This window comes from Methanorbis furvi (genome assembly GCF_032714615.1).
GTDB lineage: Archaea > Halobacteriota > Methanomicrobia > Methanomicrobiales > Methanocorpusculaceae > Methanocorpusculum > Methanocorpusculum furvi.
The window spans coordinates 125078-139342 of record NZ_JAWDKA010000004.1 but is presented as its reverse complement, the minus strand read 5'-3'; the positions used below and the strand labels follow the sequence as shown (position 1 = coordinate 139342).

Here is a 14265-nt window from a genome sequence, read left to right as displayed (position 1 = left end):
TCACACCATCCTCCGAAACCGCACCCCCATCCTCTCCCCTATCCTCCGTACCTCAATCACCCCGAGAGCCTCCATACACCCCGCATCAATACCCCCATCCCCTTTCCTTGACGAACGGGGAAACACCACATACCGCTCCGCATACGCACTCAGAAAATCCGGACACTCCCAAAATACCCTGCCGGTAAACCGTACATACTCAAAAAAACAGCGTGAACCAAGCAGCTGGCTTGCAATCCCATGCAGGGACGCATACTTCATGGACCCCTTCAGTTCAATGAAGACCACCCATCTCTCCTTCTCTCCGGCACAGATAAGAATGTAGTCCGAACGTCTTGCCTCACCCCTGCTGCTTTGAAAACACCTGCCTGTACATGATGCAACATCGGGTTTTACGGCGATCGTATGCGGAAGCAGGCCCGTGATCGTGACACAGGTGTTCGGGTTGTCAGGATCGGTGAGTTTCAGACGGGGCTTGCCGTCGGTGCCGGTGTCCGGTTCAAGAATCATCTCAGGAACGAGTATCTCCCGAAGAATCCTGAGATCTTCTTCGGGAGTGCCCATTGGTTTCGACATTTTACAGAAAAGATATCCTTTCCTCTATCCGGCATTCTGTTTTACATATCGGAGATCAATGGAAAGAACATCCAGATCTGACATTCCGATGATTGAAGGATTGAGGATGGTCTTCAGTGTATGTTTTCCGTCCGAAAGGGAGTACGGCATGACAAAAACCGAATTTTTTGCAGTGTAAGTTTGTTCATCCGCTTTTTCCCAAGTGAAGTCAAAACCGGTTTTCTGTACAGATATCAAAGGAGAACTGAGTTCATACACCACATTGCCGGACTGATCATCATAAAAAACGAGGGTTGATTGAAGAGTAAAAATTCCGGCAAAAGAGGTGGAACCAAACCATGTTCCTATCACAGGTTCAAGAGTGCTTTTCTGTTCCAAAAAATCGAAGGTTGCATGATTTTCCGCACCCCAAGGCACAAGGACGAGGGTGAGGAGAACACCGCAACAAAGTCCGAGAAGGATACATGTTGCGGCAACAGCAACGCTTTTTCCATCGATCTGCATAATAATGTATAACCCTTTTAGATGATCTGATGGTAGGTGTCTTTTCGCTTGGTGTCCATGTAGAACGGCAGATAAACAAGACCGAACTCTTTGAATTCAAAGGTGTAGTCTATCCACTGCAATGTTCCTGAGACGTCGAACTCATTTTTGAGGAAAATGAACTCGGCATGCTGGAATGCGGTGTTCTCATCGATAAAGACAGGAAGTTTTTCAAAATCATCCCGATAACTATCCTCCAGGTTGGAGGAGCCCGGAGGATTGTTGAGAGAGTAGTGTTTGCTGAGTTCATCCACGTCGTCATCCGGGAGTTGTGCGGCACAGACGTACATCGCACAATCGCCGCTTAGGAGTTTCTGTCCGGAAAACAGTCTCCAAAGTCCGCCTCCCTGAATCTTCCGATCACGTACATTGATGAATACGTTAAATCCCCAGAATGGAAGAAATATCAGTCTTCCCTTCTTGGGATCAAGCCCACTGGGTTTTACCAGCTGGGTTGGGACAGAGTACACGTCATGTGTATCGCGGGAGACGCCTACATAATGATTGTTGGGACACTCCAGTACCACACCAAAACCTGTTTCCCCTGTTATCTCATGTCCGCATTCCGGGCAGGAAAGTGCTTTTAATGCCATTTATCTCACCTCACTGGATGTTTTTGATTCGGTTTTCTGATTGCCGGTGGTGATCTCTGATCCGTACTGGAGGATGTGGAGACTCTTCTTGTGAAGGCTGCGACCAATCCATATCAGAATAACTGCCATTACCGCTGTTAGGATAAACCCAAGGAGAAGTTGGCTATCGGACATAAGAAGGAATAATAAATAGTCATCCAACATCGAATACCACCATATCATCGTAATCAGTTCAGCTGCGAGGATACCAATTCCTGCACCGATCAGTGTACTTCCAATACCGAAACAGATACTGAAGTTTGTGGCCTGTTGTCCTTTGTCCCCTGGTTTTGTACCGGCATCAACATTTCCGGTACGACCATTAAGGACAACCGAGTACTCACGTCCGTGATACTTGTAACGGACAACAACATACGGCAGGTATATCAGTTTGAAGTCCTTTAACTTGGGAAATATTCTGAGAAACGTTACGTTGCTTATCCCGGCACCTGCATCATCCTGTGCGGTATCAATAACTGCATCTGTACTGGCCTTCTTTGCATCAGATTCGGATATGGTTACCGGTACAAGGGAAATTTGTTCCTGAATCTCAAACAATGGGACTACAGGGACTGATATGTCATAGGTCTGGACTCCGTATTCAGAACCATCACAGGCAATATCGTCCCATACATAGTTCTTTTTGTACATGCGTTTAAGGAACTCGTATCTCTGGTTTCCTTTATTGTCTTTGTACACATTGTATCCGCAGACAACTGTCCGTGTTTCTGTCTTGGTTTTCCAAAACGGGAGATACATGGTTTTGACACTGGCAAGTTCCGCAGAGGTTGCCAGATCCCGTGCTCCTCCTTCTTTGAACCATTGGTTTACTCTATCCCATGCATCTTTCTCCAGAATTTTTGCTCTGGCAACATACTTTTCTAATCCATAAAAATTCGTAGAAACATAGGCTTTGTGACAGCTTTCACAATACACAACAGGCTCTTTCTCGTTCAGTACCAGTTTCGAACCGCAGTTTGTACAGAAATATCCTTCAACGTTGCTGTTCATATCGGTTGATGCTGACCGGACTACATCGGCATTCATGCTTCAGTCTCCGTGGTTTCCTCATAGGAACGATTCTTTTCCAACTCATCAAGAAGAACCGAACCATCACGATGGGAGAAGTAGATCACACCAATGATGGATCCTAAGAATATAATCAAGGATACAATGTTTCGCAGTGCAAACCAAGGATTCACGCCCAGAAGGTATGACATATTCATCCAACCATTCACATAACTAAAGATAGTATTCTGGAATAAACCTATAATCCCTGCGATAACTCCGCATACTATCCCTATATAGAGATATTTTTTTGTACACTCACGGTAAATATTGTCCGTGGCTTTAGGAAAGGCATCGGTATAAACTGTACCTGTCACTCCGTTGATAAGCAGAGAGTAGGGAGTTCCACCGTATTTGTACTGAAGATGATATACCGGTACAAATATCACAGCCTGTTCTTTGGGTTTGCCCATGTACTCGGTCAGCAGAACATTCATGTCTCTATCCGGCATAATGGCCTGAGCATCCAGAATTCCTCCTTCGTAGAAGAGAAGTTCTCCGGGAGGGATTGTATCAATGTGAAGATCCTGATTTACGGGATTGTTCTCACTGAGAGAAAAAATGGATACCTGTTCCATTCCATCCAGAATACGAACAATTTTTCCGACAGGAAGATAATACTTGTTCCATTGTTTGTCGGTACATTTTACCAGAAGATCATGAATTTTATCCGATGATGCTGCCCATTTTTTGAACACATCATTTGCCCGCTGATCGGTGATCGTAAAAGGCATGGTGTACAGATACAGGGTATCTGCTTTGTTCAGACTGGTGATCGTTCCGCAGTAAGGACAGGTAAACTGATCTGCTGCATGGGTAAACTCGAAGGTGTTTCTGCACTTGGGACAATCTATTTGCATGTTTTTTGTCTCCGTTTATTACTCACAGGAACATCTTTTCGCTTAGTATCCACCGTTGATTCTAACAGCTGTGTGATATGCATCATACATGTTCCAGATCCACCAGATCAGCGGGAGGAAGAACAAGAGTCCGAGGGTCACCAGACCCAGGAGAGCGAGAATAACCCCGGTAATAAAATATCCGATTCCTTTGAGAATCTGTCCATTGTACACCTGACCAAGACCGACGATAAAGAACGACAGAATGAGGGCCAGAAACGGACTTTTATGCCGATATCCTCCTGATGGGCTGCTTCCGGATGAACCTCCGGAGAATGAATCTGATTTAATAATTGGCATTGTATTTTACCTCCTTAAGTTAATTTTTCCCCGCAGTACGGGCAGAATGCCACATTTGCAGGAACTTCCTTACTGCAGGAAGAACATGTTCGAACAGTTGATGTACCACATGTCGGGCAGAATTTTGCTCCGAAAAGCAGGTTTCCGCCGCAATTGCTGCACTTCTCCGTAGGTTGCCCCATTGGGAAACCTGACTGCATCTGCTGTTGCTGCTGCATCTGGTTCATCATGGACATTGCCATCATGGTTCCCATAGCATCAATTCCCCCACTTCCACTGTTTCCTGTTGCGGCTCCTGCGGCCATTCCCTCCAGAACTTTGTTCTGATTGAGCATCTGCTGCATCTGAATACCGCCGACATTGGCTTTGGCATACTGGTTGCTGCCGCGTGACGCAAAGGAGCCGGCAGTAACGTTGGCACGGTTCATCTCCTCGTACTCTTTGTCAGGTTTGGCTTCGAAGTTGTTGATGTCAACAATGTGGATTCCATACCGTTCCATACAGGATTTGTCCGATGCGGCGGAGAATGCGTTTGCCAGTTTGATACTTTCCCGTTTGATGGAAAAGACTGACATTACCCGTTTCCCGTTTTCATCCACCCGCTCCAGTTCCGTTGCAAGAACCGTGCCGATCTGTAGTTCGGTGTCTTTGTTCAGCCGCTCCACTATTTCTCTTTTGGAAATGTCTGCATTGAAACCAAATGCATCAAATAAGAGCTGTAGCGAGATCTCCTCGGAATTTACCTTGAACGAGTAGGAGTAGTGTACATGAATATCGACAAAGGCGTCGTCATCATCGATCGTCGGATCTCTGATCTGGGCTGAACCGCCGTACTTGTCCATAAACCGCTGGGTATTGACCCAGTACACATCAATCTGACTGACTGCTCCGGTGATTGCTTTGATAATACCGACGTTGTCACTGTTTAGGGTAATTCGTTGCTGTCCGGTACAGACCTGCTTGACTGCACCATTATAGACGATGATCGCTGCTTCAGTCGGGCCAATGATGATATCATCATTGATATTGAACTTCCCGTTTCTTGGCCTGACTTTTTTTACGACCGTAACCGGTTTGTCAATGTCATCCCACACATAGGCATTTTTACTCAATCCAAATAATCCCATACTTCACCTCTCCTGCGTCACTCAAACACCTTTTTTCCCTGAATGGTATCCATTCGTTCCCGGGAAGTTTTCTCAAAAAGCTGTACTTCTTCACGGATCTCTTTGAGGTAACTCTTCAGTCGGGAAAGATCACCAGCTGCAGCGTCACTCGAGATGTTTTGTGCGGTTTCTTCCAGATGAATGACAGTTTCAATCATCGACCAGTCGTAATCATACAGGGCATTGATTCGTTCAGGTGTCATGTAGAAATTGTTCATAACACCGAAACTGAATCCGCCGGTCTGAAGTCGGGTTACTCCAATTTGTATTCGTCTGACCGGATCAACTGCATCTTTTACCTCTCCAGCGGACATAAACTCCCCGTCAGCGAGTAATGCTGCCTGAGTTTCCTGCAGAACGGCGATAACATCTGATTCAATCTTTTTTCCGAGTTGTTTTCTCAGTTCGAGATCAGATGCGCGGGCATCTTCTTCCAGACGATAACCACGATAGCCAGGGAAGGCGAGCTGAATTTTTTTGTGCAGTCCGCGTTCCTCTTCAATTTTTTCTCGTAAATCAACCATATATTCACCTCAAAATATGTTTTACGTTGGCCTCCTGATAACAAGCAGACTGATGATTCCCACAATTGCGGCAACAATGAGAATACCGGTAAGAACCAGAATAAGTGCTGCATGAGTAAATGTGGTAATAATAGCTGTTGCTCCAATTACAGCAATCAGGACGCCAAAACCCGCCAGCACCATCTCAACAGTACCGACAAAAAAGGCGAGAACGATCAATACAAGTCCAAGTCCAAGGGAAAATATACCCAGGCAAAGAATGGGGGCAAGCCCAAGATAGCCCAGAATTATAGCCACACCTAAAAGAAGAAGAGCTGACAGCCATCCCAGATGGAATCTTGTATCATCATTAAATTGATACATTGAGATCACCACCGTCAGGGTTTTGGAAATCAGGCGCCCTTTCCGGACAAATTTTCATCGTATCTCCCATAGGGCAGGAGAAATATGATTTTATTCCAAATACCATACAAGTATTGGTTGTTTTATTAATACTTATTAAAATATAAAAAACTATGCGGTATGGATATTAATGATATGTTTTCCTAAAAGTCCGAATTAGTGAAGATAACAAATTCCGTCGAATATGCTCTGTTTAATGAATGTGGTATAAATATGTGGCAGTTTTTCATACGAAATAACAGATTAACTCCAATACAAAACCCACGATATCGAAATTAATAAGTATTAATTATAGGGGAGTTCTGGAGATAGATTACTGAAGGATGATGCTGTAGAATACCAATCAGTCTCATCCGGAAAATCTTCTCACCCCAAAGATGTCGTAACCATAGACATCGATAAAATGGCTGCTGATGTTTCCACCTCTTTCGTTACTTCGGCAGCTTAATCTTACCTCAAAACAAGTCTGTTTTCCCGTCCATATCTTCACGTAATGTCATACCCTATTTTTTGCATGCCAGCAATATCCGAATTTCTTCAGTACTGTACGAAAAAATCGACAAGACAGGCCTACACATCTGCTTTGTGCAGTTATCTCCGGATAACTCTGGGACTCTCAGTAACAAAGGAGAATCTTGACGAACTGTGGAACATCTACCTCTTTTCCGGCAGAAACATCATGCATGACCTGCAGTTGTTTCCAGAAAAGTGCAAGAACCATAACCTCTCTCCCAAAACCATCAATCTCTACTTTCAGGTAACTCTGCTGTATCTCCGGGAATGCGGACTTGCTTCTGATGAGGCGCAGCTTCGCAGACTCAAAAAAATTCGCCCGAAAAACCGGCCCATCACCAGAGAGGCAGAACTCACCCGCGAGATTATCCGTACGATTCTTGTTCATGCCGACGTCCGCCAGCGTGCCGAAATACTCATCGCCGCATCTTCCGGAATGCGGATTGGAGAAATTCTCCGGATAACCTTCGATGACATCAACCTGACTGCATCTCCTGAAGAAATCTACATCCCTTCCCACATCACCAAAAACGAAACCTCCCGTACTGTATTCATCAGCAAAGAAGCAGCAGTTGCCCTGCGGGAATGGATATTTGTGCGCAATGGTCCCCATATGCTGAAAGGCAAAGAACCGGCTGCCGATAACCGCATTTTTCCCTACTCTGTTACCAATGAAACCGCAAAACTGAACAGACTCCTTCAGGCATCCGGCACATATCGTATCGACCCGCAAACCCGCCGCTCCCTTATTCACTTTCATTCGTTCCGCAAATTCTTCCTCACCGAGTTCAAACTCGCCGCCTCTGCAGAAGTTGCCGAAGAACTTGCCGGACACACCGGTTACCTCTCCGGCTCCTATCGCCGCTTAAGCAAAAGAGACATGCAGGAGGAGTACCGGAAAGCGGAAATGCGGCTCACCATCGGTGAAAACACTGGGGAAACTACCTCAGATCAGATCACGGACATCCATGAAGAAATGCAGCGGATAACCAATCAACTCAAACAGATCCGGACCGAGTACCAGCTCTTACGAACCCGGATATCGAATGAATCCCTCCTCCCCGAAGAATGAAACACCGGATGTCAAAACCTTCGCCTCCCTCGATTAGGTCCTTGTCATATTTTTTCACCACAGAAGTACATCTCTGGCGAAAAATCATAAAGAGTTCATTACGGAGTGAACAAAATGATCGCCCTCTCTGCAGCCATCCTGTACGAATACCTATCAATAAATACACGACCATCTGAATCAAAGCAGCGGGAGTAACCCGCCACTTTTTCCCATGCCAAAAAGTCTTTCATGATGTCAATCTCATTATCTATCATGCAGGCGATTGAGAACAGAGAAAAAAAATCCGTCACCGTCTCCGCTGATGTCCACCGGCGAATCGTCGCACTCCGCGAAGGAAATGAGACGTATGGAGATGTAGTTGCCGCTTCCATAACTGCACTTGAGGAGAAGAAACGCCGTACCGCGATCCCGTGTATTGATGATATTTCCAAGGAAGAACTTGATCGCCGCTCCCATGAGATGAAGGAACATCCTGAATGCCGGATCAGTTTGGAAGAGAGCATGAAACACCGGGCCGCAGCAAAAGGCAAGGGAAATGTTTGAGTTATTTCTTCATCCAAAAGCAGATAAAGCACTAAACGATCTTTCCGACGATGAATATCTACAATGTTCTGCAGCTCTCGGTCTTCTTGCAATCAATCCGTATCCAGGCAGTGGCGGAGATAAAGAAAAACTGAAAGGATACCAGAATCGATACCGGATACATATCGGGCGATCCTACTCGGCAATTTATGAGATCGACAAGGAAAAAAAGGAAGTAAATATCGTATCGTTTGGAACAATCGGCGACATTCACAAAAAATATTGATCGTAGAAGCCAGTCATGTTATCTGCGTAAAATACATACAAAACAACTTCCTCAACCACGCGGTGTGATGTCAAGGAAAATTTATCCGTTCTTTTCTGAAAAATGTTGATCGAGTAACTGATGAGCGTGGTCTCGTGAGAAAAAACCGCCACGGATTCACACAGATATTTAATTTGCCAATCGCTGTTATCTTGCGTTCGGTCGGGACTCCGGCTAATCGCCTGCGTCCTTTTCGACCTCACTGGATAACAGCTGGCAAATTTTTCGGTTTTTTGTTGGAGTGGTGATTATGGTTTTTCGCATCGTACCCACTCAGATTTTTTTCTGAAAATGCAATCTGTGCAATTCTGTAATTGATTTTTTCCAAACAAATCCACATGTGCCATTCAACAAAAAACCAAAAAAATTTGCCAGTCATTATCCAGTGAGGTCGAAAAGGACGGAGGCGATTAGCCGGAGTCCCGACCGAATGCAAGATAATGACGATTGGCAAATTTGGAATCCGTGTGAATCCGTGGCTGTTTTTTTCTCACGAGGCGACACCTCACCACTCAACAGTACACCGCGTAACTCCTACTAAAAAAATAACGAAATTACATCGCGTTCTCGCATTTTCGTGATGTTCTGTCTTTTCCCCAACCAAAAACCCCTGACGAACCGAAATTACATAACCCCTGAATGATAAGTTACTGACATGGCAGAACCAACAAACTTACGTGAGCTCGTTGGGAAACGATGCACATTCATTGGAACCTTCTCCCGATTCGGGTGGTATACCATAAAAATGAAAAATACCCGGTATATCAAAGACGTCGTCATGCTTATCAACATCACCGATGAAAACGGAAATTCCATCAAAGAAAAACTCTCGTTCAATCTCACCAAAGGATTTCAAGAATTGGAGTTAAAACGAGGCGACATCATCTCATTTTTGGCAACAGTGGAAACCTACCAAAGAAAAGAGTACGTTCCCTACACTGAAGAGAAAATACAAGCAAATGAAGAGAAGTTAGCGGCACTCAAAAATAAACTGCCTCCGGAAATAAGCGATGACAGAGACGCCTTATACACATATCTGACCGAGTGCGGGCTGAGATATCTCATGTGGAAGGGAGAGCAGACATGGTGTCCTGACTACAAACTCACGCATCCCGCAAAAATACAGATAATTGGTTTCGATGACGAGTTAGAAGAACTGGCCGAATCGGAAAAATACCGCCCGAAACCTGCATGGGCAACAGCTCACTCACAAAATACTAAGACAAAATGAACACATAAATATTCTCACACCCAACAAAAAAATCGGGCAGGCACCAGACATGCCTGACCTGAGACAAAAATCATGAACCGACACACAAAAGCAAACTCTCCCTCACCGGAGAACCAGGATCGCAGACCGCGTCCCTGTACCATTCGCCAAAACTCAGCTCTTTTCCAAACTCCTTTCTCGTCGTCGTCGTACCGGCAGTAACTCATCCCACTACAGTACCTGACAACAGATATCAGATATCAGATGTCAGATATCACCCCTGCATCACAAAAATTCCTGCATTGTTCAAAATAGAACGAACAACTGCATTACTGCATGTTCATAGGTACTCTTTGTCCTTGATAGTATATATATAACTCATCTGTCTCGGAAAACACACACGAAAAATAAAAAAACGTCAGACCCCTCTGACGAAAAAGATCTGCCTGACATCTGATATCTGATATCTGACATCTGACATCTGATGTCAGCAGATCCCCCATCAAAACGATCATGAGAATTACTACCTATATCGCCGTAAGCGAAAACGAAGTACAGCTTCTCGACAAAAAACTCGAACAAACCCCCTTTGAATCAAGAACCGACTTCCTCACCGCATGCACCCGCGTCTTCCTCTACGGAAAACACACCGACAAAACCAGAACACCCGGTCCCCTCATGGAAAACTGGCTCGGAAACCTTCATGACGCAGCAGCAGTTCGGGAGAAAATCCGCGAAACCTACTTCGATCTGCTCCATGAACTTGCCTTCCCTGCAATCGCCATGCGTGGAAGCAGGCCTGCATATCGTCTCCTCAGAAAAGACCTCGAACGCGGCATGCTTGAACGCTGCGGCATGATCCCGCCATCTGAAGAAATGGAAACCCTCGCCCGCATCTTTGAAGAGATCCATATGCCCGAGATCATTCAACACCGGACAGAAACCCTCAAAGAACAGTATCTTGCGGAGGACGCTCCATGACACTCGTCCACCAGCCGGTTCCCGGCATCCATCTGGGCGACTACCTTGCCTGCGAAAAATACACCAGCGGCCAGTGGATCTTCGATCTCTCCGCAGGAGAAATCTACTCACGCAGAACAGGTGGTCCAGTCCCCTTCCGCAAACAGTCCAACGGCTACCTCACAACATCAGTTTTGCACAAAGGCGTCCGAACCGATATTCTCAAACATCGGGCAATCTGGGTAGTTGCAAACATCAGATTCGGTCTTCCGGTAGATGCCTCCCTTGAAATCGATCACATCAACCACAACAAAACCGACTGTAGAATCCAGAACCTCAGGCTCGTCACCCATCTCCAGAACGAACGTGCCAAACCCACCGCCCTCAGTCCTGAAACCGTCCGAACCATTCGCAAGCTCTATGCCGCAGGCGGGGTAACTCAGGAACGACTCGCGGTTCAGTTCGGCATCTCCCGTCATTCCGTCTCCCGCATCATCCGCTGGGTAACCTACACCGAGGTGGAGACCGATGACTGAGCGGACCTATCATCTCACCGGCTACTGCTGTCCGCTCTGCGGCACCGCATTTGAGTTCTCTGACTGGACGGATGGTCCGTCCCCCGACCATCCTCCGATTCTCCTTTGTCCGAACTGCGGCGGCCCGACGCTTCGCACCGGAGCTGAGGAACGTACTGCAATCACCGAATATCTGATCCGAAAAAAACAGGTACGACAGATCATCGCTGAACGCACCGCAGAAAACATCAGCCTGAGGGATGGAGTATGACAAAAGTTCCCATCAATCCTGGTATTCTTTTCGCCGAAAAGATCGGAATCTTTTATCCTGAGCCATGCGATCCTTTTGAAAATGCAATCTGGGCGGCAGAGTTTGCCGAGGTGTTCCGGCAGCTTGCCGAAAGGTTTGAGGAGCAGCATGCAGCAGTAATCGATCGGATCTGCATCGAAGGCCTGACCTCTGTTCACTACACCATCGAAACCCCGTATACGCTCACCCGCATGGTTGACATCGGCAAACTCAGGCGAAATCTTCCGGAAGTGTTTGAAAAAATCGTCTTCATCAGATCCTGCGACGCAGAGAAGATTCTCGGACGAAAACATCTCTACGAACTTGCGAAAGCGGCATCTCCGGACCGGGTCATTGCGTTTGAACAGGTGAATCTCGGGGATCTTCGGCAGGTCCTTGCTGAAAGTGAGATTCCTGCGTATATCAGTGTCGTGAAAAAGCCGCAGCTGCCGATGATTGTTCCTCTGGGGGAGACTCCGTGAGATGGTATCTGTATCCTGATCTTGCCAGTCGTGAGAGGCTTCTTGGATTGGTTGTTGAGGAGAAACTCACCGTCAGAGAGATTGCAGAGAGACTTGGATGCGGCAAAACTTCGGTTGTTTCTGCTCTGCGAAACCACCGGATTGCACGACCCTATGTGGCGGATGTTCCTGAGGAGGTGAGGCGAAAACTTCGGATGTTTTGATTCCAAATTAGAAGCTAAGACAAAATTTAGCTTTATTATTTTTCATTGTCTATAGTTATCTGAGTGATGCGGCACGATTACGAATACGCCCGCATTCTCATGGATACGATAGAATATGCCACTCGATTTCACCCCGACCTCTATTGTGAAGGCTGCAAGACGCAGCTTTACTGTACCGATCACCACTGCTGCTGCATTTGATGCAAACATTGCTGCGCTGAAGGCAGTCGATAATCCGCTCGGCGCAACTGCCTACCAGACCGCCGGTGAGACTATCGACGGTGTCAGTGTTGCGAACGAATACTACAAGGCAACTATTGCTTACCTCTCTCCCCTCGGCGAGGTAATCGGCAGTATTGTTATTGATGCTCCGACTCGTGCTGTTTACGATGCGGTTGTTGCCCACATTCTTGCAGACGACACTCTCACCGCTGCCTTTGATGAGAACGCTGTCGCTGACCGCGACAACACTAAGGATTCCTGGAACGTTCGTCTCAAGATTCATGATCCGACCGGCGAGATCTACTTCCTCAGCTTCACCAGAAAGGATCTGAAGATCAGTTCTTACGAGAGTGATGCGATTCTCGCTAAGGTTGAGGAGTGGGCGGACAACATCCAAAACCTCAACTGACCGCCCCGCTTCAATCCTAATGTGGGGGGTTTACCGCCGCAGGCGGTAAACCCCCACAGGATTAAACCGGCTCGGCATCTCGAGTCCCTTCGGGACTCGGTGACCACGTTGATTGGAAATATTTGAAAAATACTAAAAAGGAGAAACATCATGGACACTATTACCACTATCCTCATTATCGGCATTGCTGCACAGGGCATTACCGGCGCCGTCCTCATTCTCGCCGGCCCTATTTACGCATGGAACGATCGATGGCTTGACCGGACACATCGGGCGACTGCTGGGGAAGATAAGGACTAAAACATCCAATCGACAGAACGCCAATGAAAATCGGGAGTAAACAACTCCCGGAACTATTTTTCGCAAGATCTCTTTTCGTGATATCACAACCCAACAAAACACATTTTTTCAAACCAGATCCATCAGCTCCCCATACCCCTCCTCCTCCATCTTCTCATACGGCACAAATCTCAATGACGAGCCGTTTATGCAAAACCTCACTCCTGAAGGAGATTCCTCATCACCCCCAAACACATGTCCCAGATGTGAATCTCCTGCCCTGCTCCGCACCTCAGTCCGGCGCATCCCATGCGACCGGTCCTCGGAAAACACCATCGTGTTTCCATCAACCGGCTCTGAAAACGCCGGCCACCCGCAGGAACTCTGATACTTATCTCTTGAGGAAAACAACGGCTCGCCGGTAACCGCGTCCACATACAATCCCCGCCGCACCTCAGTCGTCAGCGGATGCGAATGCGGCAGATCAGTTGCCCCTTCCTGGGTCACGGAAAACTCCTGAGACGAAAGCCGACGCGAAATCTCCGCATCACTTGGCCGCGGGTACAGCTCCGGATCCACCCGCATCGATCCGGCATAGGAAAACAACTCTCTTGGAATATGACAGTATCCGCCCTGGTGCTTCTCCAGATACCGCTGATGAAACTCTTCTGCCGGATAAAAATTCAGCAACGGCAAAATCTCCACATAAAACGCAGAATGCCTCCGCCGCTCAACATCTGCCGCACGCCTGACAACAACTGCCGACTCCTCATCAGTATAATAGATACCTGAGCGGTACTGTGTTCCCCGGTCATTTCCCTGACCCCCTGAATCTGTCGGATCAATCGCCCGGAAAAACAAAAACACTAATCCTGATAGGCTTACTCGGGCCGGATCATAGACAACCCTCACCGTCTCGGAAAACCCTGTTCTCCCTGAACACACCTCCTCATACGATGGAGCAGGGCCGCTTCTGCCGTTCGCATATCCGGATACTGCATCAACAACTCCTTGGACTGAACGCATCAGCTCCTCAACACCCCAGAAGCATCCGCCGGCAAAATAAATTTCCCTGAATGCTTCGTTTACCTCATCCTTCTGCTGCATAGCAAACTCTACGCGAACGCAGACGATAAAAGATCGGGTAGAGACAA

At 46.9% G+C, this 14265-nt stretch carries 21 protein-coding genes; 11 read left to right on the top strand and 10 right to left on the bottom strand.

The features are described 5' to 3' along the window. The 9 genes from McpAg1_RS04625 to McpAg1_RS04585 are packed head-to-tail and all read right to left on the bottom strand — an operon-like array spanning position 1 to position 6005. Positions 1-576, bottom strand: a complete 576-nt coding sequence (locus McpAg1_RS04625) for a hypothetical protein (protein WP_338094124.1) — start codon at positions 574-576, stop codon at positions 1-3. Between the two features lie 24 nt (positions 577-600). After that, positions 601-1080 (bottom strand): hypothetical protein, encoded by a 480-nt coding sequence (locus tag McpAg1_RS04620; protein ID WP_338094123.1) that lies wholly within the window; start codon positions 1078-1080, stop codon positions 601-603. Positions 1081-1097: 17 nt separating this feature from the next. After that, positions 1098-1712: a hypothetical protein gene (locus McpAg1_RS04615; protein ID WP_338094122.1), complete on the bottom strand. Its 615-nt coding sequence runs from the start codon at positions 1710-1712 to the stop codon at positions 1098-1100. Continuing rightward, a complete protein-coding gene (locus tag McpAg1_RS04610; protein WP_338094121.1) occupies positions 1713-2798 on the bottom strand; it encodes a hypothetical protein in 1086 nt (361 codons plus the stop codon). Further along, positions 2795-3679 (bottom strand): hypothetical protein, encoded by an 885-nt coding sequence (locus McpAg1_RS04605; protein WP_338094120.1) that lies wholly within the window; start codon positions 3677-3679, stop codon positions 2795-2797. The genes McpAg1_RS04610 and McpAg1_RS04605 overlap by 4 nt, the downstream gene beginning before the upstream one ends. Positions 3680-3721: 42 nt before the next feature. Further along, on the bottom strand, positions 3722-4018 hold the full coding sequence (locus McpAg1_RS04600) for a hypothetical protein (RefSeq protein WP_338094119.1): 297 nt from the start codon (positions 4016-4018) through the stop codon (positions 3722-3724). 14 nt (positions 4019-4032) lie between these two features. Further along, on the bottom strand, positions 4033-5145 hold the full coding sequence (locus McpAg1_RS04595) for a double zinc ribbon domain-containing protein (RefSeq protein WP_338094118.1): 1113 nt from the start codon (positions 5143-5145) through the stop codon (positions 4033-4035). A gap of 17 nt (positions 5146-5162) precedes the next feature. Further along, the gene (locus McpAg1_RS04590; RefSeq protein WP_338094117.1) at positions 5163-5708 is read right to left on the bottom strand and encodes a hypothetical protein; all 546 of its coding nucleotides are present in this window, start codon (positions 5706-5708) and stop codon (positions 5163-5165) included. A gap of 21 nt (positions 5709-5729) precedes the next feature. Then, on the bottom strand, positions 5730-6005 hold the full coding sequence (locus McpAg1_RS04585) for a hypothetical protein (RefSeq protein ID WP_338094116.1): 276 nt from the start codon (positions 6003-6005) through the stop codon (positions 5730-5732). A gap of 619 nt (positions 6006-6624) precedes the next feature. Between McpAg1_RS04585 and McpAg1_RS04580 the strand changes: the two genes are divergently transcribed. From McpAg1_RS04580 to McpAg1_RS04530, 11 genes are all read left to right on the top strand, one after another. Beyond that, positions 6625-7695 carry a tyrosine-type recombinase/integrase gene (locus McpAg1_RS04580; protein ID WP_338094115.1) on the top strand — a complete coding sequence of 357 codons (1071 nt, stop codon included), beginning with the start codon at positions 6625-6627 and terminating at the stop codon, positions 7693-7695. Positions 7696-7947: 252 nt separating this feature from the next. After that, on the top strand, positions 7948-8238 hold the full coding sequence (locus tag McpAg1_RS04575; RefSeq protein WP_338094114.1) for a hypothetical protein: 291 nt from the start codon (positions 7948-7950) through the stop codon (positions 8236-8238). After that, complete coding sequence (locus McpAg1_RS04570) at positions 8231-8503, top strand: type II toxin-antitoxin system RelE family toxin (RefSeq protein WP_338094113.1); 273 nt, start codon at positions 8231-8233, stop codon at positions 8501-8503. Before McpAg1_RS04575 ends, McpAg1_RS04570 begins: the two co-directional genes overlap by 8 nt. Positions 8504-9197: 694 nt before the next feature. Further along, on the top strand, positions 9198-9773 hold the full coding sequence (locus McpAg1_RS04565; protein WP_338094112.1) for a hypothetical protein: 576 nt from the start codon (positions 9198-9200) through the stop codon (positions 9771-9773). A gap of 492 nt (positions 9774-10265) precedes the next feature. Then, complete coding sequence (locus McpAg1_RS04560; RefSeq protein ID WP_338094111.1) at positions 10266-10733, top strand: hypothetical protein; 468 nt, start codon at positions 10266-10268, stop codon at positions 10731-10733. Continuing rightward, positions 10730-11248: an HNH endonuclease gene (locus McpAg1_RS04555; protein WP_338094110.1), complete on the top strand. Its 519-nt coding sequence runs from the start codon at positions 10730-10732 to the stop codon at positions 11246-11248. The genes McpAg1_RS04560 and McpAg1_RS04555 overlap by 4 nt, the downstream gene beginning before the upstream one ends. Next, on the top strand, positions 11241-11498 hold the full coding sequence (locus tag McpAg1_RS04550) for a hypothetical protein (protein WP_338094109.1): 258 nt from the start codon (positions 11241-11243) through the stop codon (positions 11496-11498). Before McpAg1_RS04555 ends, McpAg1_RS04550 begins: the two co-directional genes overlap by 8 nt. Beyond that, entirely contained in the window at positions 11495-11998 is a 504-nt protein-coding gene (locus tag McpAg1_RS04545; RefSeq protein ID WP_338094108.1) for a hypothetical protein, read from the top strand. The genes McpAg1_RS04550 and McpAg1_RS04545 overlap by 4 nt, the downstream gene beginning before the upstream one ends. Further along, on the top strand, positions 11995-12201 hold the full coding sequence (locus McpAg1_RS04540; RefSeq protein WP_338094107.1) for a hypothetical protein: 207 nt from the start codon (positions 11995-11997) through the stop codon (positions 12199-12201). Before McpAg1_RS04545 ends, McpAg1_RS04540 begins: the two co-directional genes overlap by 4 nt. A gap of 115 nt (positions 12202-12316) precedes the next feature. Then, positions 12317-12832 (top strand): hypothetical protein, encoded by a 516-nt coding sequence (locus McpAg1_RS04535; protein ID WP_338094106.1) that lies wholly within the window; start codon positions 12317-12319, stop codon positions 12830-12832. A gap of 150 nt (positions 12833-12982) precedes the next feature. Then, positions 12983-13132, top strand: a complete 150-nt coding sequence (locus tag McpAg1_RS04530; RefSeq protein ID WP_338094105.1) for a hypothetical protein — start codon at positions 12983-12985, stop codon at positions 13130-13132. Between the two features lie 108 nt (positions 13133-13240). On the opposite strand, the gene msrA is transcribed toward McpAg1_RS04530, so the two are convergent. Then, positions 13241-14218 (bottom strand): peptide-methionine (S)-S-oxide reductase MsrA, encoded by a 978-nt coding sequence (gene msrA, locus McpAg1_RS04525; RefSeq protein WP_338094104.1) that lies wholly within the window; start codon positions 14216-14218, stop codon positions 13241-13243. Positions 14219-14265 lie beyond the last annotated feature (47 nt).